The sequence below is a fragment of the Microcystis sp. M_QC_C_20170808_M9Col genome, assembly GCF_007095495.1.
In the GTDB taxonomy this organism is placed as follows: domain Bacteria; phylum Cyanobacteriota; class Cyanobacteriia; order Cyanobacteriales; family Microcystaceae; genus Microcystis; species Microcystis aeruginosa.
This window is the reverse complement of sequence record NZ_SFBZ01000266.1, coordinates 1-20,785: the sequence shown is the minus strand read 5'-3', so window position 1 is coordinate 20,785 and position 20,785 is coordinate 1. Positions and strand designations below refer to the sequence as shown.

Sequence of the window (20,785 nt, the reverse complement as noted above, 5' to 3'; positions counted from 1 at the left end):
CCCCTAAGCCGAGTTTTCAAGGTGCTGCGCCGTCCACTTGGTTTTCGAGACTGGCCTTTTAATTCTAACGTAAAGCCAACCTAGAACGGCGGGGTTTCAGACCCAAAATTTCCGATGAATAGTCTGCCAAGTTCAGTCGAACGGGAAAATTTAGGACAATTTTTGTTAGAAAATCTCCAAGATATTACAGATAAACTCAATCAAATTATAAACGATTCTGATCGAATCATCCTGGATAATTTACTACAAGAAACTCAGATTTTACTTGAGCAAGTTAAGGATAACTCTAAAACTTATCAAGCAAGAGCCGATATATTTTGGCAAATTAATCAACTATGGTTTCAGGTATGGAAACAATATAAGAATGAGGTTTTGGCACTGGAATTAATCCAATATATAGACCAATTTACTAATCAAATTACTGCCTATAATCAATTATTTATCAGCCTTGCTCAGATCAATGAGGGAAAGACTGGTGAGGAAAAAGCCGATTTAATCAGAGTGGTGGAAGGTTCACTCCTTCTCTCGGAAACGATAGATGTGTTTATTGATATGTTTGCCGATTCAGAATTAGAGCAAATTTACCAGGGAGCTAAAAATGCTCTATCGGTTTCTAATCGTACTATAACCGAATATTTCCAAGATACTGACAAATCTTTAGTCACCCAATTGAGAGCCTATTACAGTTTAATAATTTTCAGAATTCAAGAGCGATTTAATCCTAAGAATGTATCCTCAGAAACTACTTCTCATTCCCTAGCAGATAATTTCAATGATATTGATGCCTCTACACAAAATTTAACAGGTTTGGTCGATTTGGAAACTGAAAAATCTTCGTCTGAAAACTGGTTAGATAATCTTTCTGGATCAATTTCTGATCAGGAGGATTTTGAGAAAGCATTAGAATATGGGCGTGTTTTTCGTCAGAATGTATCCTCAGAAACTACCTCTCATTCCCTAACAGATGACTTAAGCGATCTTGATCCTTGGACAAGAGACTTAGTGGGGGTTGTTGATTTAGGATCAGAAGACCCAAAAGAATCGTATATTGATTATTTAGTGGAGAAGTATCGGTGAAACGAGTCCTATTCGATAGTGATGTATTGCTAGATGTTTTGGGTAAGCGTGAACCACATTTTCAAGCATCTGTACAAGCATTAAATACAGTTAAGACAGGTAAAACTCAAGGATATATTTCTGGTCATGCCGTCACTAATATTTATTATATTTTGTCTAGAGAAAATGGAAGAGAAAGCTCAAGAAAGTTGGTGATAATTCTTCTAGAGAATTTGCAAGTTGCTAGGGTGACAGATGCAATAATTAGGCAAGCATTGGCAAGTCAGATGAAAGATTTTGAAGATGCCGTTACCAGTGCCGTTGCTGAATCAGAAAAGCTAGAAATAATCATAACGCGAAACCTAAGAGATTTTGCAGTTTCCCCTGTTCCCGCAATGCTACCAGTGGATTTTTTATCGATTCTTTAACTAATGCTTCGGTAAACGTAAACCATCCGATCGCATGGGGATTAAAATCTGAGTTAAACTGCGTAATTGTTCGGCCGTTCCCATACAAATTAACAGATCCCCGGCCATTAATTCCGTATCGCCAGTGGGTCCCCCGATTAGCGTACCATCAGCGCGACGTATAGCCAAAACTAAAGCCCCCGATCGAGATCTTAAATGTGCTTGACTAAGACTTAAACCGACACAGGGACAAGTCCTCGGATCGATTAGAAATTCCTCCATATAAAACGATCGATCGGTTCCAGTTAAAATCCCATCGACAAAATCCATCACCTGGGGTCGTAGGGCTGCGGCCGCTAATCTTCTACCGCCGGTAATATAGGGAGATACCACCGCATCGGCCCCGGCCCGTTGTAATTTTTGTACTGCTTCTTCGGTACTGGCCCTAGCAATGGCGCGGATTTTCGGATTAAGAGTTTTAGCAGACAAAACTGTATATAAATTCTCCGCATCGGAAGTTAAAGCGGCCACAATACAAATAGCGCGTTCGATTCCTGCCATTTGTAAAGATTTATCTAAGGTAGCATCCCCTTGAACAACAATATAATTTAATTCTTTGGCCCGATTTACCTGTAGGGGGTCTGTATCAATGACTACAAAAGGAATATTTTCGGCGTGAAATTCGATCGCCACCTGTCTCCCCGTGCGACCCAAACCACAGATGATATAGTGTTCCGATAGTCGATCGATCACGCGTTTCTCCTGTCTCTGTTTGAGTCCCTCTTGAAAATAGCCTTGAATTAAAGCTTCGGTCAAGCGATTAACAATATAACCGATCGTGATTACTCCCATCACGATCAAAACCATTGTAAACAGTCGTCCCCGTTCACCTAGGGGATTAATTTCGCCAAAACCGACGGTAGCGAGGGTACTAATCGTCATATAGGCCGAATCTAGCCAACTCCAACCCTCGATCAGATGATACCAAAGCGTACCCAGCAAAAACACCACAATCAGGGCAAAAATTCCCCCGATTAATTCCTGACGCAGACGACGATATTTATCTTCACTGATAGACAAGCAAAATTCACCCCTAAGACTGTCTAGTAAATTACAATAAAATCAGTTTTTAATCTAAATAACCCGTCCTTCTCAGACGGATTTGATTATAATTTCCCCTATGTCTAATCGCGCAGGAGTTCCCCAGTGAGTCCAGAAACCCTTTTAGAACCAACCCTAGTTGATCCCACTCCCAATTTAAACCCGAATCAACCCTTCGATCGAGATAGTTTTAACAGCTATGTGATGAATACTTATGGTCGTTTTCCCATTGCGATCGCCAAAGGGTTAGGCTGTCTTCTCTGGGATACTTCCGGCAAACAATACCTTGATTTTGTCGCAGGAATTGCCACCTGTACCCTCGGTCACGCGCACCCTGCTTTAATTGAAGTGGTTAGCCAGCAAATCCAAAAACTCCATCATGTCTCGAATTTATACTATATTCCCGAACAAGGGGAACTAGCTAAATGGATTGTCGATCATTCCTGCGCTGATAAAGTCTTTTTCTGTAATTCTGGTGCGGAAGCGAACGAAGCGGCGATTAAATTAGTACGGAAATATGCCCATACGGTGCTAGATTTCCTCGAACAGCCGGTTATTTTAACCGCTCACGCTAGTTTTCACGGTCGGACTTTAGCTACCATCACCGCAACCGGTCAACCGAAGTACCAAAAAGACTTTGAACCCCTGATGCCGGGGTTTGCCTATATTCCCTATAATGATATCGAAGCGGTGGAAAATGCGATCGCTGATCTCGATGAGGGTAATCGTCGTGTGGCCGCGATTATGTTGGAACCGCTGCAGGGTGAAGGGGGAGTTCGTCCAGGGGATATCGAATATTTCCAACGTTTACGGCAAATTTGCGACGAAAATAACATTTTGCTTGTCTTTGATGAAGTACAGGTGGGAGTCGGAAGAACTGGTAAACTCTGGGGTTATGAGAATTTAGGAGTGGAACCGGATATTTTCACTTCTGCTAAGGGTTTAGCGGGTGGTATTCCCATCGGTGCGATGATGTGCAGAAAATTCTGTGATGTGTTTGAACCGGGTAGTCATGCGAGTACCTTTGGAGGTAATCCTTTCGCTTGTGCCTCAGCTTTAACAGTATTACAAACCATTGAACGGGATCATCTTCTCGAAAATGTCCAGCAGCGAGGGGAACAATTACGCAGCCGTTTACGCGTGATTGCTTCTCAATATCCCCATCTATTTGTCGATGTGCGCGGTTGGGGTTTAATTAATGGTCTGGAAATTAATTCAGAAAGTGAGTTGGTTTCATCTACTATTGTTAATGCAGCCTTGGCCGAGGGTTTATTAATTGCCCCCGCAGGTCCGAAAGTTCTCCGTTTTGTACCTCCTTTAATTGTCTCGGAAACAGAAGTAGATGAGGCTATGGATAAGCTAGAAGCAGCCATCTATCAGTTATCAGTTATCAGTTATCAGTTATCAGTTATCAGTTATCAGTTATCAGTTATCAGTTATCAGTTATCAGTTATCAGTTATCAGTTATCAGTTATCAGTTATCAGTTATCAGATGTAAGTTTTAAGTTGACAGTTTCCAGAACGTAGGTTGGGTTGAAGCATGAAACCCAACGCCCGCTCATGTTACGCTACCGCTAACCCATCCTACAAATAAATGTGCCTACCTACTTATGAGTCAATTCTTTTTGAGCTTTATCCCCCTAACTGTCACCTTTTCACTGGACTAGGGGAGGATAAATCTACTGTTGTTCGGGGCAAATAAAATGATCACTTCTGAACCTATTTATTCTCTCCCTAAAACCCCTCCTTTAGAAAATGGTGATCAACTAAGTCGCCAGGAATTTGAGTGCCGTTATCAGAACCTTTCTGAAATAAAAAAAGCCGAATTAATTGAAGGAATAGTTTATATGTCTTCTCCTGTACGAGTGCAGAGTCATGGAGAACCTCATTCTGATATTTTAACTTGGTTAGGGGTCTATAAAGCCGCCACAATTGGGGTGATGTCTGCGGATAATACTACAGTGCGTCTGGATGCAGATAATGAAGTACAACCAGATGCTTTACTAAGAATTAAAATTGCTGGACAATCAACTATTAGTGACGATGATTATATCGAAGGTGCGCCGGAATTAATCGTAGAAATCGCCGCTTCTAGTGCTTCCTATGATCTCCACAATAAATGGCGAGTTTATCGTCGTAATCAAGTGCAAGAATATCTTGTTTGGCGAGTTTATGAACGTCAATTAGATTGGTTCCGATTAAATGCTGGAGAATATATTAAACTTGAACCCGATAGTCGAGGGATAATTTACTCGCAGGTTTTCCCCGGTCTTTGGTTAGATGTTAATGCTTTATTAGCGGGTAACTTAGGACAGGTTTTGACAGTTTTACAGCAAGGTTTAGCCAGTCAAGAACATCAAGATTTTCTGAAGATATTATCTCAAAAAAAATAATAATTGATATTTAAATTTATGAATTGGCATCCTGACGCTTATCAAGCTTTAATTGCCGAAGATTATCCTCAAGTTGCGGCAATCTACGAGGAACTAATCGATAACAATCCTGAAAATATTTCTGACTATTGGTACTTGGGAGTTGCCTATCTTCTGCAAAATTTAGCAGCAGAGGCACAGGTGATGTGGCAAAATGTTTTAAGGGAAGGTAATCTGGAAGAAGTTAAGCAATGGCAAGCAGAATTAGAAGCGGTTTTAGACGCAGAAGCGCGACGACAACAAAGAAAAGGTGATCTGGCAGCTGTAGAATATTTTCGCTATCATCTACAGGAAATTGTTCCCAAGTCAATTAATAATTTATTAGCTTTATTCGACTTAGCTTTAGATTTAGAAATATTTGATCCTGAAGAACTACTTAATTATCCTATTCAAGACAATCTCAGATCTAATCCCGATCGAGAATTACTTTTAAATGTAGTTCTCAAAAGTCTTTTATATCCCCATGAATTAACTTTAGATTTAGCTCAAGCAAGTTTACCCTACCTGGAGGAATTAGCCGATAGTTTTATCCCGCAAGCTTTTCAGATAGCAGCACGAGTCACCAACGAGCAACAAAGTCCCACTTTTGGAGTGGAAATTATTAAACTTTGTCTGCAATTAAGACCAAATGATCTGAGTCTTTTGGAACAATTGGTTAACCTCTATATTTTAGCAGAAGACTTTGATAATTCTTTGATAACTGCCTATCAATTCCGAGAAATTTGTCTAACTCCAACCCTAAAGTTATACAGTAATTATCTGATTTTGTTAATACTTTTGCGCTGGGGAGTTTGGCAAGAAATTGATCATATTTATCAAGAATATCATGATTTATTACAGGAATTAACCCGTCAGAAAAATATCACTTTAGAACCGATTATTAAAACTAGCTTTCTCAATGTTTCTAGTCCCCTACCCTACCTAGGCGATCGAGCCTTAGCCAACCGAAAATTAACTAATTGCGTCGCCGAAATTTTCCTTGATAATAATAGTTTAAAAACTCCTTTGTTTAGGATCAAAAAAGTTCAAGAAAAACTAACGATCGGTTATCTTGCCAGTACCTTAAAACATCATTCTGTCGGTTGGTTAAGTCGTTGGTTAATTCACCATCATGATCGAGAAAAATTGCAAATAGCCATCTATACTATTAACCAAGAAGAAGATGAAATTACCCGTCAATGGTTCCGGGATAGCCGAGATATTATCCGTCATTTTCCCTACGCTCAAAATCCCCTAGAAGTTGCCCAACAAATTCAACAGGATCAGATAGATATTCTAGTAGATTTAGATAGTTTAACCCATAATCTCACCAATCAGATTATGGCCCAGAAACCCGCAGCAAAACAAGTGACTTGGTTAGGTTGGGATGCTTCTGGATTAGCAACTATTGATTACTATATCGCCGATCCCTACGTTTTACCCCAGCAAGCGGAGGAATATTATCGAGAAAAAATCTATCGTTTACCAGAGACATATTTAGCAGTGGATGGTTTTGAAATCGGCACTCCCAATCTCCGTCGAGAAGATTTAGAAATTCCCCCCGATGCTACCATCTATTTTTCCGCACAAAGTGGCATGAAACGCCATCCTGATACCATTAAACTTCAGATGAAAATTCTCGCACAAGTGCCTAATAGTTATTTTCTGATTAAGGGAGTCGGTAAGACTGAAAAAATTCAAGAATTATTTACTGAAATAGCGATTCGGGAGGGAGTTAATCCCCAAAGATTGCGGTTTTTACCGAGAGATATCGATGAATATACCCATCGCGCTAATTTACAGATTGCCGATGTGGTGTTAGATACCTATCCCTACAATGGTGCTACCACCACCTTAGAAGTTTTATGGCAAGGAATCCCTTTAGTTACATTGGTAGGAGAACAATTTTCCGCCCGCAATAGTTATACTTTTATGATTAATGCTGGTATTGAAGCCGGAATTGGCTGGAATGAGGCAGAATATATCGACTGGGGAGTAAAATTAGGACTCGATCGCTCCCTTCGTCAAGACATCAGCCATCAACTGTTAGGAAATCGTGACACAGCCCCGCTCTGGCAAGGGAAAAAATTCGCTCAAAATATGGAAAATGCCTATTTAAAAATCTGGGAGGGAAATTGATAATGAGAAAGTTATCCGCAATCAATAAAGTAAGTAGTCGTGCAAAATTAATTTCCTAGTCGAGACAGGAGACTCCGAGACAGGAGACTCCGAGACGGGAGACGGGAGACAGGAGACGGGAGACGGGAGACGGGAGACGGGATACAGCTATTAGGGATCGGATTTGAGTTTTCAGTTCACTGTTTACTGATCACAGCAGAAGTCTGACGGAGTAGTGGCTTAGATGTGTAATTAATTGTGCTTAGATACTTATCGAATCGGGGCAAGAAAAATTCAACTAAGAGGAGTTTAACTGATGACAGCCGCCACTGAAAAAGATTTAAAAAGATTGGAGGATTTAATTATCGGCATTGCCAACGGACAAAAAGCGATCGAAAACCGACTAACCACCATGGAAAACCGACTAACCACCATAGAAAACGGACAGAAGAATTTAGAGTTAGGGCAGTCGGAAATTAAAGGCGATATCCGAACCCTAGACGCGAAGATAGAGGGTTTAAGCGATCGAGTTAAAGTCAAAGAGAACGCGGCGGGAAAAACCACCGATCTCGCCGAAAAAGTCGGGGAATTGAAAAACTGGAAACAGATCGGGGTAGTGGTGATCACCGCTTCGCTCAGTTCGATCCTCAGTGGTGTTACGGGTGGGGTAATCGGTTGGCTAATCCGAGCGGCGAAAGTTAATCCCTAATGGCGTTGCCGAATCAAGAATATGAATGCTGATTTTGCACCCGTCCACCAGCCAACCTAGTCCTAGGTTTTAAAAATTGCCCAAAAAGACAGGTAATAATTATCCCCAAAATACTCTAGGGAGTAACCTAAATAACCAACCTTAAAAAAACTCGCTGCTACACTTGAGTTAGTAGATGCACCCTGATGAAAAAGGAGAGTCAAAGAAAGCTCTCCTTTTTTTTTGTTGAGAAAGCAATCCGGGGGGATTTAGCCGCGGTTAGCAGGTAGTTTCGCTTTGCGCGCCATGTCTTTGAAACCATTCAAACTAGGACCAGGGCGACGGCGAGACATACTAGGAGTAATCAAGTATTTTGTCGCAAATTCCACTTCTTGCGGCTCTACTTTACCGTTAGTAGCGGCTACGGGTGCCGGTGCGCTCACAGGAGCGGCGGGAGTTTCTTTTGCTTGCTTTTCTTTCTTAACAGAAGTTTTTTTGGCTTTTTTCTCGGCTACGGGGGCGGCAGCAGACTCCACAGCAGGGGCAGGCGCTTCCACAACAGGCGCGGCTGCTGCCGTGGTTGCTGTCGCTTTTTGTTCACCATCGGTTTCTTTTAGTTCTAGGTAAAAGTCAGATTTTTTGCCACCAAAGAGATTTTTTAACATCGGGGATCACTCCGAGAGTTGGGAAAATGTAAAAGACTAGGTATTTTAAAATTTATCATTGACCGGGATCAGGCAGCAAACAAGATTATTCTCTTGACGATTTGCCTCTTTCATCTATTTTTCTTTGGATAATCCCTAACAGAAAAAGGTTTTAAAAACAAGTTAAATTTACAAAAATTAACAAAAATCAAGAACGAGAAACCCCGACGCAAACAAGGGCAAAAACTGCTAGAGACGTTGCTGACAACGTCTCTAGATTATTTAGGGTTTGCTGAATAAATCTAAAAACCTTGTTGGATAAGGTTTTTAGACTTTTTTTCCCTCAAAAAGTGCCGACCATTGGAGTGATTGGGGGGAAAATTCCGGGACTTTTTCCCTGAAAATTAGGTAGTTGACCACCTGAAAATCGATAAAACCCCACACCCCACACCCCACACCCCACACCCTGCCCCCAGGAAAAACTTTTTCAGCAAGCCCTATTTATTGGGGATTTGGTCGGATTTAGCTGGCTGCGGGTACACGGCTGCCGCTAACTCCGGGGACAGGACCACGACGAATGTTGGTTTCCGCTTCGATGGGAACGAATTCAATATGATTGAGGAGGGTAGTAACGAAAGCAAAGAGTAAAAAAGGCAAAGAGAGGACGACGACTAACCCCACGGTAGCGAGGGCGAAAATTTGTCTAGTGCTACTCCAAAGAGCTAGAGTGGAAGCCAGAGTAAGAAAAATAACGATTAACCAAACGATTATTTGTCCGTAAATATCTCCGAAGGTGAGGGTGCAAACCATGCGATAGTTACGAAAATCCTTATCCATAACAGTAAACCCGTAGATAGTCAGTTATTGTTTCAGGGTAAGTCTAGAATCGTCACCTTGGTCAATATTTAAAGGTTTTTATAAACACTTGTTGATAAATCTTTACAATTCTGCGCCGAGCGGGTGGCCAAATCTAGAAGTAAGAGCGGTATTGTTTGGTTGCCCTTCCGGAAAACTAAGTTGATATTATAAGAATTGATAAGAATTGCTAAGAATTACCGAAAAACTGGCCAGAATTTTGGCGAACGCTCTTTACAATTAAGTTAGAAAGGCAAGGAGGAGCAAGCCTAATGAAAACTTTTGTTGAGCGTTATTGGTCTTGGTTTAATTGGACAACCCTAGCCATGGTTGTTCTTGGTTTCTGGTTAAGTGCCAGTTTCGTCATCGATTTAATCATTATCCCCAGCTTATCCGTAGCTGGCATGATGACACAAAATGGCTTTGCCAGTGCTGGTTACTTGCTATTTGGCATTTTTAACCATCTGGAATTAGTTTGTGCGGCGATTGTGCTGTGTAGCTTTGTTGTCTTCCACCGCTATCATACCTTAATCCATCTCCCCGAACATCGATCGCTCCTATTCGCCGGTGTTCTCTTAGTAATCACCCTAATTTACACCTATTTTCTCACTCCCAATCTGAGCGCTATGGGTTTACTGGCTCCCGTTACTGCGTCGGGAATGTCGGGAGAAATGATGTCCTTGCAGATTGGTTACTGGTTTCTAGAAGTGGTTAAAGGTTTGATAGCTTTTACCCTGTTGCGCTGGTGTTGGCGAGATGCCTTTAAGTTGGCTTAGTTGTTGATTACAAGCGGGGTTCAACCCGCTTTTTTTAGTTCTAGCAATATATAGCAATTCCCATAGTTGTGAGGTACAGAGTCTTAGGTTTTGAGGAGTCAGGAGTCAGGATTCGGGATTCAGGAGTCAGGATTCGGGATTCAGGAGTTAAGATTTTGGTGTACCTCATGAGATTGGGAAACGCTATAATCCGCCTATTTGATTCGTGAACAGAGAGGCAGCACAACCATCGAAGCCAAGAATAGAGGTCGTAAATATTTTACATTTCATTTAGGCGCACTAGGGGATTCCATGATTGATAACGAACAGGTTTAATAACTTGCTATCTAAGCATAAATCAGTTACAATTCTTGCAAATTAACTTCGTCTGTGAGGAAAGCTGGAAGTGTTGTTAAAAAAAGCCAAAAGAAACAGCCAAATGAGACAGATATTTTCTGGGGGAATTTTCATTGCCTCCTGTTTGGGGACGGCCATACTTTGCGATGGGGTGAAAGCCATTCCTTCCCCCTTAGACATTGACGCTGCTTCTATTCGGGTATCCCAGGAAAAAATTATCATTAATTACCCCGTAGAATTAGAGAGGACAGAAAGAGTTCTGACAAGCAATTCCTTCTCGACAACAGAGGGATTAGCCGATAGTAATCGGCCCTCATCCTTAGAAAATAAACTAGGGAAATCGTCCCTCGATACTTTAGCAACAGAAAAGACCGGGACAATTTCAACCCTAGAAGAATGGAAGGCGAATCTAGGGACAACGCGAGCGAGTCAGCTTTTACCAGTAGGAGTTAATAACTCTCCAGAAGTCGAAAAATGGCAAGCGCAAGCATCTACCCCCGTTGATACCAATGTTTCCCCCGAATTGCAGCGTTTACGTCAAGAGTTTCTGATTGAGGAACCGCAATTAAGGCAACAAACCCTTTCTGCGAAACTGGCGGAATTTGTGGTTACTCCTAGTGGCAGTATCTCTACTCCCAGCGCTTTTGGAGCGAATTTTGGGCAGATTTTCGGTGGTTTCGGTTTCCAGTCAAGAACCCGTTTTACCAATCAAGCAGATGGTGGGTTAGCTCTAGGGGGCGGTTTGGGAGACCCCCAGAAAATTGTCGGTTTAGATGTAACTCTGGCGATTTTGAGCCTTTTTGGTGATAATGCCGGACGGGGCAGTTTTAGCTTTAAAATTCACCGTTCTCTGCCAGAAAGTTTTGCTGTGGCCCTAGGATTTGAAAACGCTATTAACTGGGGTGGGACAGATGGCAGTAGTAGTATCTACGGGGTGGTGAGTAAATTTTTTCAGTTAACAGAAACAACGAAAGAACCCTTTAGCCAATTGACGCTCTCTTTGGGTGTTGGTGGTGGTCGTTTTCGCTCGGAAGGAGCCATCGAAGATGGGGTAAATTCCCTGGGTGTGTTTGCTAGTGCGGGTTTACGAATAGTTGAACCGGTCTCGGCCATTGTCGAATGGTCGGGTCAAGATTTAAATGCGGGTATTTCTCTGATTCCTTTCCCGAAAATCCCCTTGACGGTTAACCTTGCCGGCGCTGATTTAACAGGCAATGCCGGGGACGGCGCTCGCTTCGTCATGAGTATCGGCTACAATTACTTTTTCCCCCGTTAGTCGGTTTTTATATTGTGTAACTTAGTTTTTTGAATGAGGATTAAGACCATGTTGATGAAATGGTTGACTAATTGGCAAGTTTCCCTAGTGGCGGCGGTTTTGCTGACCAATTCCCTAGTCTCTCCCGTTATGGCGCAAACCGGCAACCAATCCGATATCACCGGACCAATTCTTTCCACCAGTGATTTTGCCGGTCAAACTATCCCCATCACCACCACGGTGACGGGATTGGGATTTCAGGGGGGAGAACCGGCTCAAATCTCTGTTAATCAGACGGCCGCTTCTTTGAATATTCAGTTAGCTGATAATAATTTAACCTCCCCCACAGGTATCCCGATTCCCCCAGCCATTCAGCAATTGCTACTGAGCATCTTAACCGGGGATGCACAGGCGGGTAATAATATCAATGCTGTCATTGCTGCTCTTAGCACTGTACCAGGCGCACCGCTAGATCTTATTCAAGACTTATTGAACCGATTAGAAGGATTAACCTCAGATAATACGGTTAATCCAGTTAAATTGCTGGCGGCGGTGCAGGCCTATAATGCGATGATTTCAGCCAGTAACGAAGCATTTCTCAGCAATATCCCCGCAGACATACGAGCCTTTGGAGTATCCTTAGCTGCATTGGTGGAAGCCACTCGCTAACCCGCATTTTCCCTGCTCACTTCACCATAGTCTTCTCGGATTAGAGGGCTGTGGTGAAGGCTCCACCGTGGGCGCGGTGGTTGGCTGTGAGGGAGTTAGAGAAGGGGTATTTCTTCCCTCTAAAGATTGTTGGACATTGTCTCGCAGTTTTTTGGCAGTATTGGAGTTAGGATTAATTTTGAGAGCTTGTTCGTAGGCGGCCAGCGCCTCTTGGGAGCGTTTCCAGTAGGTCAAGACCAGACCTTTACCGTACCAAGCTTGATAGAGTTGAGCATCGAGTTGCAAGGCTTTTTCATAGGCGGCATAGGCGAGGGCTAATTGTCCTAACCGCCACATTTTATTGCCTTGATTAAGCCAGTTTAGGGGATTAGTATCGTTATTATTGGGAACTTCAAAAGCCTTGTATAATTCATCACCAATTTCTTGCAAAGATAAGGCATTGGGGGGCGAATTTTCGACATTTATCTGCCCTTGAATGCCAGACTGGGGTGCTAATTTCAAAAAAGTAGTGATGGGAATAGCGAGACTAAAGCCAATTGGCACGGGAACCTTGGCGATTTTTTCGGCTTCATTTTGTCCGTGAACCGCGATGACTCGTCCATTGAGATCCAACACTGGACCGCCACTCATGCCCCCATAGGTGACACTGGTATAAACTATCTCATACCCCAACTCCGGGGGAAATATTTTCAGCAAGGGTGTAATGTCCTTGGGCAGCACTTTCCCCACATTGAACAATCGTTTCCGCTTGCCGATAAATTTCGGGTCCGGCCATCCAGAAGCAAAAATAAATTGTTCGTCAGCTACTTGATAGTTACCCAAGGTCGCCAATTGATAATTTTGGTCGCTCTGAAACTGCACGAGAGCTAGATCTACTCCGGGTAATTTTTTGATGCTATTGTAATCGAGCGGATATTGCTTGCCATCCCAGGTAATAATTTTTAGTTGATCGTAATAGAACTTGCAGGCATCTCTAGCATCTTTACAGATTACATGACTAGCAGTAAGAACAGTATAAACTTTTCCTTCTTTGGCAATAATTGATCCAGAGCCATTAGCAGTAATTTTCCCATTCGCCCCCTCTTCTTCTGAGGGGATTAAAACGGTAATCTTTTCAGCAATTTTTTCTATCTGCTCAGTTGTTGATGCCTTAGCAATCTGAGGAGAAACCACAAACACCGCTATACTAACTAGGGCGGCGGAAATTTTCAAGAAATTGTTGCTCATTCTGGTTTAAAAATACAGTTGAGTGGAATTTACCAGAGGGTTGTGGGAGCGGGATTCTTTTCTCTTGGGGTTGACGAGGATGGAGAAGGAAAATCTTCCCAGAAAGTGGGTTCTCTATGGGTGGGAAGCGGTGGGGGTGACACTGCGGGCCGTTGCCGACTGGAAGCAGATGGAGAAGATGACCCCGATTGTAAAAAAGTCCCGATAGGAATCGCCCAACTTAATCGACTCATTTGTTCCCACAGTGCCGGTGAAGTCACTGTTCCATCAGCAAAAACGTAGGATTTACCCCAGAGAGGATAAGCATGAATCCCGTTAATACCAATAACTTTACCTTGCCGATTTAGCAGCGGTCCGCCACTCATACCATTTTTAATCTTATTGGTGTAGCCGATTTGGTAGCCCCCCGAAAAGGATTTATCACTCAAAAGCGACAGTTTACCCACGGTGAAGGTAAATCCTTGTTCTGTCGGGCGATCGCCATCGTAGGGAAAGCCAGCGGCGAAAACTTCATCTCCGATAGCGAGATCATCGACATTAGCCAAATCAGCAATAGAATAAACTTGGCTACTGCGAAAAGAAACTAAGCCTAAATCATAATCATTCAAGCGAACTGTTCTGACCAACTCACCCCGATGTATCTTGCCGTCAGGGGTTTGTATTTGCCAACCCCGATAGCGATACCGTCCTAAAACATGGTCATTCGTGAGGACTTTGTAGGAAGCACCCTGCTTTTCGACTAAAATGCCCGAACCCCAGCCTTGCCCTGATAACACCTTAACAGTAATTGCTCTGGCTAACTGACGCAGCTGTTGTTCTGAAAGTTGTTGAGAGCTATGGGCATTGGCCTGGTTAGGTTCCAGAGCAGGAGCATAGCTTTGGACAGCAAGCAAAGGTGTGGACAGTCCCAATAATAAACCGCCCGCACCAGCCAAAATTCTTTTTATCGCCCGACTCACTTGATTACTATGCTCCCATCTATAGAACTAGAAAAGTTTACCAAACAGCGGGCGTTGGGTTTCCTTGCGTCAACCCAACCTACCTTATCTATAGAACTAGAAAAGTTTACCAAACAGAACCGCCCGATGGTTTTTGGGGCGACTGTTCGGGAGAAGTCTCCGGCAGTGGAGAGGGGGACGAACCGGTAGCCAGATTTGTTTCCACGGGAGCATTTTCTAGGAATTTGTTGAAATGGACAATGACAGAATCCGATGAGCTTTCAAACAAAGGATCGGTTCTAGATCCCTCCCGGAGGTCGAATAGCTGTTGGATTTTCTGGGTTGCGTCTTCCCCTTTCTTGAGGGTAAATAATAGGTTATCGCGATTTGCCCGTTCTCGTCCATTACTAGGGGAATAGATGACCGGCAGACCATTGAGATAGCCAGTGGTAATAATATCAATTCCGCCTGGTCGAGCGTAAAGGGTATTGAATCGTCTAGTTACTTCTAGACACCGTTGCTGGGGAGTGTAACCGGAACCGCTAGAATAACCAGAAACCCAACGAATCACAGGTTTGCGTTCATTAGAGCCGACTTTGGCATAGGTTGTGGGAACTCCCACATGGGGGCCTGTCACTGGTAAAAGACACTCGAATCTGGCTTGAGCTTGGCTCGGTGATTGTAAGGTCAAGGCAGCTCCTACACCAATCAGACCAATAGTCAGAGTTTTTGTCAAAGTTTGTAATTTCATTGTCCTTATTCTAATCCTGCAAAGGGACTCTACTATACACTTCAAAGGTAGCTGTTATTTCTCCGCAAAACAAACAAAAGCAAGGCCTTTGCAACAATTCTTATTTTTTGGGATTACCCTTTCTTCAAACTCCTTTAAGAGAGCAATCAGATGAGTTCGTTTACCCCAAAGCAGACCAAACTTCTAACTTACTGACCACGCGACGAATCACCTCATCGGTAAACTCACTCATGGTCATTTGGCCCCCTAAATCGGGGGTTTTTTTGCCCTCGTGAATAGTTTCAAAGACACTTTCATAAATTGCCCGAGAAGCTTTGCGCGCTTCGCTAGTTTCGATATAACCTAACAAAGCTGCCGAGGCTAAAATCATCGCCATGGGATTAGCGATATTTTTGCCCTCTAAAGCCGGGGCCGTGCCGTGGGGAGCTTCTGCCATAATAGTTTTAACCGCTAAGGTCTCCTCATCAAATCCCAAAACTAAACTTTCGGCCCCGGCAATACTGCCATAGAGTTGCAAGACAAAATCGGATAATAAATCGCCATCGCGATTAAGTGCCGGAATCACCAAAGCTTCGCCGTCGGTTTGTAAAAGTAGGGCAAAAGTTGCATCAATTAACAGGGGTTGATAACGCACTTCCGGATGTCTTTGGGCCGCCGCGTCTAATTCCTCTTTAAACATCCCTTCGTAGGTGGCACTAACGGTGAATTTTGGGCCACCAAATACCCGCGCCCCGGTTTTTTTGGCCTGTTGAAAGGTAAACTCGGCCACAGCGCGACTGGTAGCCCTAGAAATGCGCGAGGTGCGATAGGCAATTTCATCGCCGGTGGCAGTGGTTTCTCGCCATTCTTTGGCCCCGTAGGCATCATCAACGGCCATGCGGACAATGGCAATGGGAGAATAAACGCCCCCAATCGGACGAATACCGGGGATACGGCGACCGATGCGGAGAATTACCTGAGAATTCATTGCTTCTCTTAAAATAGCGTTAGGACTGCCCACATCTCCTTTGATTTCTGGGGTAATAGTGGCAGCTTTGAGAGCTAATCCGGTTTTTAGAGTCGCTTCGGCGGCCTCGTGAACCACTTGATTGTTACTCTGGCGACGCTGGGCTAAACTAAGATCAAAATCGGCAAAGTTAAGCGGTTGACGAATTATCGAGGGTTGCAATACTCTCAGGGCTTCTAGTAATAGTTCTTCTCCAGTTTGGTCGCCGTGCATGACCACAATAGTGGGGATATTTTCAGTCATAATTTTTGAGTTTTAATAAAAATTTTCAAGTATATCTTAATGCTTAATTGACCGTTTAATCGGCTAAAAAAGATACTTTTTACCTTAATTAATTCTGTAATTTTATCAATCTTGCAGAAAAAGATATATAATACCAAATCTGGTTATTAAAAACCGATTATTTATTCTCCCTTTTGCCTTTTGCCCCCCTTGATAAGGGGGGTTTGATCCCCCCTGCCCCCCTTGATAAGGGGGGTTTGATCCCCCCTGCCCCCCTTGATAAGGGGGGTTCGATCCCCCCTGCCCCCCTTGATAAGGGGGGTGCCGATAGGCGGGGGGATCTACCCTTAATAAGGGGGGTATCTGAAAGTTTTTAACACCTAGCCACTTAGAAGAAAATATATAATTAATATTATGCCCGATCGCTAATTAAATTAGCAATCGGGCGGTGGTGAGAATTAATTAACCCAAGATTTAGAAAGCTTGTTCAACTTCGGCAATTTCGGGAATCACTTCCCGGAGACGACGTTCGATGCCCATTTTTAGGGTCATGGTGGAACTGGGACAGGAACCGCAAGCGCCTTGAAGACGCAGTTTGACGACTGGCCCGTCGATTTCGACTAATTCCACGTTACCACCATCCGCCATCAGGTAGGGGCGCATTTCATCTAAAACTTGTTCGACGTTATCAGGAGTCAGTGTTAAAGACATAATCAGCTTCTGGTCAGAGATTTATTACAGTGTAAGTAAGTGGTTTCAATTAAATTGAAGATAGATTTTGTCTTTGATCCCCCCTGCCCCCCTTGATAAGGGGGGTTTGATCCCCCCTGCCCCCCTTGATAAGGGGGGATCCCCCCTTAATCCCCCCTTTGATAAGGGGGGTGCCGATAGGCGGGGGGATCCGACAATTTTTAACACCCACCTACTTAGTTACTTCAATCCTAACGCTTTTTGGGCGGGGATAACCCTTAAGCTTCTAAAAGCTGTAGATTGATAAAAGTGAATTCTGTGGTGGATTTTTCGCCCCCCGCATCGATTGCGTTAATTACTTGACAGGAGGGTAAATAATAATTACCGATTTTTTCGTAGGTTTCCTTAAAGTCACGTTTTCCCTTTAATTCATCGGTTTTAGCATTGCGGAAAATGGCATTATAGCGAATAGAAATATAACCTTCTCCCGTATCGAGACTTTCCTCGGTATTAATAGTAAAAGCCATCGGTCCCATGACTCGACTGACTTGACAGATTTCCCGGCCGCGCACTTTATAATTAGACCCCATCGCATCGCCGGTGACAAGAATTTCTACCGCACCGGTGGGATCATCTTGCCCGAAATTAAACTGGTTTTTGCCGTGGGAAGCCTCAAAATTGCCTCTTTTGCGGTGAGTAACGATGTCGCGCATTTGATTATAGATACTTTCTTGCACTTTCTCGTCATCAATGCCCGTTACTTCCACACTATAATCGGCATTAACTTGAATTTTGCCCGTATAGACTTCCTCCCCTTGGGTGAGGATAATATCAGCAGTGTAACCGGGGAATCGTTCATCCCAAGTGTAACGGTTTTCGTAGGCGGAGCGGAAAATATCTCGGGCGTTCGTCGTGGCTACAGTCATAATCGCTTTACTTGTGTTGATAACTCCATTTATATCATTGTCGCTGATTTTTTCGCCTCTGGCCGAGATTTCTAGCTGATCAAAAAATCGGGCTAAAATAGAAAAAACTCACCCTCAGCGACCAAGGCGATGGCAGAAGAAACGGCGAAAATCAAGCTTTATCGGAAAACCTATCAACTTCCCCAACTAAATCGCCCCGATTTATTAATTTTGCAGGATCAGATTCAAGAAAGACAGCAACTGATTAAAACCGGAAAACGGGTCCGCAATACATGGTTAGGATTGAGGAAAAAAGAAGAACCCCTCAATTTCGAGGAAACTTTTCAAGAATTGGAAAGGTTAGTCAAGGACTATAACCAGTTAATCAGATTTCTCACCGACCATAAGGATGAATACCGGCGGTTTTTCCAGTCACTGACCGAGGAAATCAAAGAGGCAGTGGCGGTTAAATGCCAGAAATTGGCAGAAACAGAGCGAAAACGCCAATCTTTGGAGAATAGCATCGGCTCGGCTGAACTGCGAGATACCCTGAGACTACAGAAACAGCAGATTTTCCGCACCGTGATTCTCGTTGGTCGCGCCAGCTTGCTCATGCTCAAGAAAATCGACCTAATCAGCGAAAGTATCCAGAAATTAGCTGAAGATCAGGATACACAAAAACAGGTTTTCTCGAAAATGATCGGCGAGTTGAACGGGTACAAACAAGTGTATCAGTTGCAGCTGGAGTTAGATAGTCTGGAAAAAGAAGCGATCGAAATGGCCAAAGTAGCCATTAATCTAGAACAATACCTAAAACCAATTATCGGACAGTTTCAAGGCTTAATCGATCGAGTAGTGACCATTGACGGGGAACTTTCCCGCAGTGTCAGCGAAGTGGAATCCCTCGTCCAGAACATTCTTAGTTCCGAATCGGCGGTATCTTTCCGCAAAAACGAGAATCTATCGGCTAGTTTGCTCAATTTCCTTGTCACCAGCGAAGAAAAGCGCGGCCGTTTAGCGATCGCATTAGAGCGAGCCGAGCAGGAAGGATGGCAATGGACAGACGTGGAAATCCCCGATGAGGAAATCGAACTCGAAACCGCCATTCAACGCATCAACAATCATGTAATCGAGAGAGTCGGGAATTTTATCACCTCCGTCGTCGGTGACTCTCCTATTCCTCCCCTTCCTCAACCAGAGACAGCACTAGGCAATAAAACTTCATTTACCGAAAACCTACCCAACGGGATAACACTAGAGATGGTGAACTTACCAGCAGGTGAATTTCTCATGGGATCTCCTGACAGTGATTCTGATGCTCAAAGTAGAGAAAAGCCTCAACACCAAGTTCAAGTCAACAGTTTTGCGATTGGGAAATATCCAGTGACTCAGGCACAATATGAAGCAGTAATGGGAACAAATCCCTCTCGGTTTAAAAATAATCGGCAAAATCCAGTAGAAAATGTTAGTTGGAATGATGCTCAAGCCTTTTGTCAGAAATTGAGTCAAATAACAGGGAAAACCTATCGCCTCCCCACAGAAGCGGAATGGGAATATGCCTGTCGTGCGGGGACAACCACTCGCTTTTATTTCGGTGATGATGCTAATCAGTTAGGAGATTACGCTTGGTATGACGGAAATTCTCAGCAGACAATTCATCCTGTGGGTCAGAAAAAGCCCAATGCTTGGGGACTGTATGACATGAGTGGCAATGTTTGGGAGTGGTGCGAAGACGATTGGCATAGTACCTATGAGAATGCGCCAAAGGATGGCAGTGCTTGGATAACAAATTATCAAAGAGCCAATCCTTTCAAAATAGTGCGCGGCGGCTCTTGGGAGACTTTATCAAGGTACTGCCGTTCCGCTAACCGCCACGACGATTACACCCGCATAATAGGCCATTTCGGTTACGGTTTTCGGGTTGCGTGTGTCTCCCCAGGACTTTAACCCTTTGTTCTTTTGCTCTTTTGCCCTTTGTCTCCCGCCTAAGGGCGGGTCGATTTTTTTTTGAGATTTTTAATGGCTTCCATTACTGTTAATATCTCAGATGAACAGTTGAAGACTTAATTAGGGTTTGCATAGAAGATTCGATTTTCAATTTCTGTCGATGGCGTTTGGAACAAGGGGTTAAGGCTTGTGTTCGATGCCATCAAATCATTACAGATATGCCAATAATCCCAGATGATAGAGAATAGATATTTCCTAAAATTAAATATGCGTAACCTGAAACCCTTGGTAGGGACAATTCATGAATTGTCCCTACGTTTTCGGAGTAAAATTCATGAATTGTCCCTACGTTTTCGGAGATGTCTAATGATGACACAGCTAGTCTCTCTGCTATAGTACAAAAGTCGTTTAGCATGATACGCTATCTAACCTTATTGCGATCGCGTTGAACTTTTCCTATTCCCCTTGAGTTGCTTGTCTAACCTGTTCGATTTCTAATTCTAAAGCCTGTGCTATCTGTTCAAAGTTTAATCCTAAGGCCAATAAACGAGGAATAGAGGCTAATTTTGCCGCTAATTCGCCTTCTTGTCGGCCTTCTTCTCTACCTTCCTCTCTACCTTCCTCTCTACCTTCCTCTCTACCTTCCTCTCTACCTTCCTCTCTACCTTCTTCTAAAGCTTCCTGATACACTTTAGTTTGTTTTAAATCACTTAAACTAAACATCGCTTCTATCTCCTTTCTACTGACTTGGGGTAACTTATAAACCAAAATTGTCTCTATCAA

At 43.4% G+C, this 20,785-nt stretch carries 18 protein-coding genes and 2 pseudogenes; 10 read left to right on the top strand and 10 right to left on the bottom strand.

Annotated features, from left to right (window positions below):
• Positions 1-114: 114 nt before the first annotated feature.
• Together EWV68_RS16195 and EWV68_RS16190 are read left to right on the top strand one after the other, a co-directional pair.
• Entirely contained in the window at positions 115-1,077 is a 963-nt protein-coding gene (locus EWV68_RS16195; RefSeq protein WP_287170410.1) for a hypothetical protein, read from the top strand.
• A complete protein-coding gene (locus EWV68_RS16190; protein ID WP_061431396.1) occupies positions 1,074-1,484 on the top strand; it encodes a PIN domain-containing protein in 411 nt (136 codons plus the stop codon). The genes EWV68_RS16195 and EWV68_RS16190 overlap by 4 nt, the downstream gene beginning before the upstream one ends.
• Here the strand turns inward: EWV68_RS16190 and EWV68_RS16185 are convergent, their stop codons facing one another.
• On the bottom strand, positions 1,485-2,543 hold the full coding sequence (locus EWV68_RS16185; protein ID WP_125732212.1) for a potassium channel family protein: 1,059 nt from the start codon (positions 2,541-2,543) through the stop codon (positions 1,485-1,487).
• A gap of 126 nt (positions 2,544-2,669) precedes the next feature.
• On the opposite strand from EWV68_RS16185, the pseudogene EWV68_RS16180 reads away from it, so the two are divergent.
• The 4 genes and pseudogenes from EWV68_RS16180 to EWV68_RS16165 form a co-directional block, all read left to right on the top strand.
• Positions 2,670-3,938 (top strand): annotated as a pseudogene (locus tag EWV68_RS16180) (aspartate aminotransferase family protein); the annotation flags it as partial.
• Positions 3,939-4,267: 329 nt separating this feature from the next.
• Complete coding sequence (locus EWV68_RS16175; protein ID WP_061431397.1) at positions 4,268-4,957, top strand: Uma2 family endonuclease; 690 nt, start codon at positions 4,268-4,270, stop codon at positions 4,955-4,957.
• A gap of 18 nt (positions 4,958-4,975) precedes the next feature.
• On the top strand, positions 4,976-7,114 hold the full coding sequence (locus EWV68_RS16170; protein WP_287170409.1) for an O-linked N-acetylglucosamine transferase, SPINDLY family protein: 2,139 nt from the start codon (positions 4,976-4,978) through the stop codon (positions 7,112-7,114).
• Between the two features lie 295 nt (positions 7,115-7,409).
• The gene (locus EWV68_RS16165) at positions 7,410-7,802 is read left to right on the top strand and encodes a hypothetical protein (protein ID WP_012264932.1); all 393 of its coding nucleotides are present in this window, start codon (positions 7,410-7,412) and stop codon (positions 7,800-7,802) included.
• A 248-nt stretch (positions 7,803-8,050) separates the two neighbouring features.
• Here EWV68_RS16165 and EWV68_RS16160 read toward each other — a convergent pair whose 3' ends face one another.
• Together EWV68_RS16160 and EWV68_RS16155 are read right to left on the bottom strand one after the other, a co-directional pair.
• Positions 8,051-8,446, bottom strand: coding sequence for a hypothetical protein (locus EWV68_RS16160; RefSeq protein WP_287170408.1), 396 nt, complete (start codon positions 8,444-8,446; stop codon positions 8,051-8,053).
• Positions 8,447-8,947: 501 nt separating this feature from the next.
• Positions 8,948-9,262, bottom strand: coding sequence for a hypothetical protein (locus EWV68_RS16155; protein ID WP_002735918.1), 315 nt, complete (start codon positions 9,260-9,262; stop codon positions 8,948-8,950).
• Positions 9,263-9,552: 290 nt separating this feature from the next.
• Between EWV68_RS16155 and EWV68_RS16150 the strand changes: the two genes are divergently transcribed.
• The 3 genes from EWV68_RS16150 (at position 9,553) to EWV68_RS16140 (ending at position 12,316) form a co-directional block, all read left to right on the top strand.
• Entirely contained in the window at positions 9,553-10,056 is a 504-nt protein-coding gene (locus EWV68_RS16150; RefSeq protein WP_002798683.1) for a hypothetical protein, read from the top strand.
• A gap of 385 nt (positions 10,057-10,441) precedes the next feature.
• Positions 10,442-11,668 carry a hypothetical protein gene (locus EWV68_RS16145; RefSeq protein ID WP_353737384.1) on the top strand — a complete coding sequence of 409 codons (1,227 nt, stop codon included), beginning with the start codon at positions 10,442-10,444 and terminating at the stop codon, positions 11,666-11,668.
• Positions 11,669-11,716: 48 nt separating this feature from the next.
• On the top strand, positions 11,717-12,316 hold the full coding sequence (locus EWV68_RS16140) for a hypothetical protein (RefSeq protein WP_287237586.1): 600 nt from the start codon (positions 11,717-11,719) through the stop codon (positions 12,314-12,316).
• A gap of 21 nt (positions 12,317-12,337) precedes the next feature.
• Here the strand turns inward: EWV68_RS16140 and EWV68_RS16135 are convergent, their stop codons facing one another.
• The 6 genes from EWV68_RS16135 to EWV68_RS16110 all read right to left on the bottom strand — a co-directional run bounded on the left by EWV68_RS16135 (position 12,338) and on the right by EWV68_RS16110 (position 18,076).
• Positions 12,338-13,543: a tetratricopeptide repeat-containing S1 family peptidase gene (locus tag EWV68_RS16135; RefSeq protein ID WP_287170405.1), complete on the bottom strand. Its 1,206-nt coding sequence runs from the start codon at positions 13,541-13,543 to the stop codon at positions 12,338-12,340.
• A gap of 29 nt (positions 13,544-13,572) precedes the next feature.
• Positions 13,573-14,502 carry a S1 family peptidase gene (locus tag EWV68_RS16130; RefSeq protein WP_061431402.1) on the bottom strand — a complete coding sequence of 310 codons (930 nt, stop codon included), beginning with the start codon at positions 14,500-14,502 and terminating at the stop codon, positions 13,573-13,575.
• A 106-nt stretch (positions 14,503-14,608) separates the two neighbouring features.
• A complete protein-coding gene (locus EWV68_RS16125) occupies positions 14,609-15,232 on the bottom strand; it encodes a COP23 domain-containing protein (protein ID WP_287170403.1) in 624 nt (207 codons plus the stop codon).
• Between the two features lie 160 nt (positions 15,233-15,392).
• Positions 15,393-16,481, bottom strand: coding sequence for an isocitrate/isopropylmalate family dehydrogenase (locus EWV68_RS16120; RefSeq protein ID WP_002774283.1), 1,089 nt, complete (start codon positions 16,479-16,481; stop codon positions 15,393-15,395).
• Positions 16,482-16,934: 453 nt separating this feature from the next.
• Positions 16,935-17,171 carry a NifU family protein gene (locus tag EWV68_RS16115; RefSeq protein WP_002779291.1) on the bottom strand — a complete coding sequence of 79 codons (237 nt, stop codon included), beginning with the start codon at positions 17,169-17,171 and terminating at the stop codon, positions 16,935-16,937.
• A 257-nt stretch (positions 17,172-17,428) separates the two neighbouring features.
• The gene (locus tag EWV68_RS16110; protein WP_287170402.1) at positions 17,429-18,076 is read right to left on the bottom strand and encodes a DUF3386 domain-containing protein; all 648 of its coding nucleotides are present in this window, start codon (positions 18,074-18,076) and stop codon (positions 17,429-17,431) included.
• A 129-nt stretch (positions 18,077-18,205) separates the two neighbouring features.
• On the opposite strand from EWV68_RS16110, the gene EWV68_RS16105 reads away from it, so the two are divergent.
• The gene (locus EWV68_RS16105) at positions 18,206-20,002 is read left to right on the top strand and encodes an SUMF1/EgtB/PvdO family nonheme iron enzyme (RefSeq protein WP_287170401.1); all 1,797 of its coding nucleotides are present in this window, start codon (positions 18,206-18,208) and stop codon (positions 20,000-20,002) included.
• Between the two features lie 456 nt (positions 20,003-20,458).
• Here EWV68_RS16105 and EWV68_RS16100 read toward each other — a convergent pair.
• Positions 20,459-20,785: pseudogene (locus EWV68_RS16100) on the bottom strand (Rpn family recombination-promoting nuclease/putative transposase); the annotation flags it as partial.

Bases quoted from the DNA above. Each gene is read 5' to 3' on its own strand.
- EWV68_RS16195 (WP_287170410.1), top strand. From the start codon at position 115: ATGAATAGTCTGCCAAGTTCAGTCGAACGGGAAAATTTAGGACAATTT.
- EWV68_RS16175 (WP_061431397.1), top strand. From the start codon at position 4,268: ATGATCACTTCTGAACCTATTTATTCTCTCCCTAAAACCCCTCCTTTA.
- EWV68_RS16170 (WP_287170409.1), top strand. From the start codon at position 4,976: ATGAATTGGCATCCTGACGCTTATCAAGCTTTAATTGCCGAAGATTAT.
- EWV68_RS16165 (WP_012264932.1), top strand. From the start codon at position 7,410: ATGACAGCCGCCACTGAAAAAGATTTAAAAAGATTGGAGGATTTAATT.
- EWV68_RS16160 (WP_287170408.1), bottom strand. From the start codon at position 8,446: ATGTTAAAAAATCTCTTTGGTGGCAAAAAATCTGACTTTTACCTAGAA.
- EWV68_RS16155 (WP_002735918.1), bottom strand. From the start codon at position 9,262: ATGGATAAGGATTTTCGTAACTATCGCATGGTTTGCACCCTCACCTTC.
- EWV68_RS16150 (WP_002798683.1), top strand. From the start codon at position 9,553: ATGAAAACTTTTGTTGAGCGTTATTGGTCTTGGTTTAATTGGACAACC.
- EWV68_RS16140 (WP_287237586.1), top strand. From the start codon at position 11,717: ATGTTGATGAAATGGTTGACTAATTGGCAAGTTTCCCTAGTGGCGGCG.
- EWV68_RS16135 (WP_287170405.1), bottom strand. From the start codon at position 13,543: ATGAGCAACAATTTCTTGAAAATTTCCGCCGCCCTAGTTAGTATAGCG.
- EWV68_RS16125 (WP_287170403.1), bottom strand. From the start codon at position 15,232: ATGAAATTACAAACTTTGACAAAAACTCTGACTATTGGTCTGATTGGT.
- EWV68_RS16120 (WP_002774283.1), bottom strand. From the start codon at position 16,481: ATGACTGAAAATATCCCCACTATTGTGGTCATGCACGGCGACCAAACT.
- EWV68_RS16115 (WP_002779291.1), bottom strand. From the start codon at position 17,171: ATGTCTTTAACACTGACTCCTGATAACGTCGAACAAGTTTTAGATGAA.
- EWV68_RS16110 (WP_287170402.1), bottom strand. From the start codon at position 18,076: ATGACTGTAGCCACGACGAACGCCCGAGATATTTTCCGCTCCGCCTAC.
- EWV68_RS16105 (WP_287170401.1), top strand. From the start codon at position 18,206: ATGGCAGAAGAAACGGCGAAAATCAAGCTTTATCGGAAAACCTATCAA.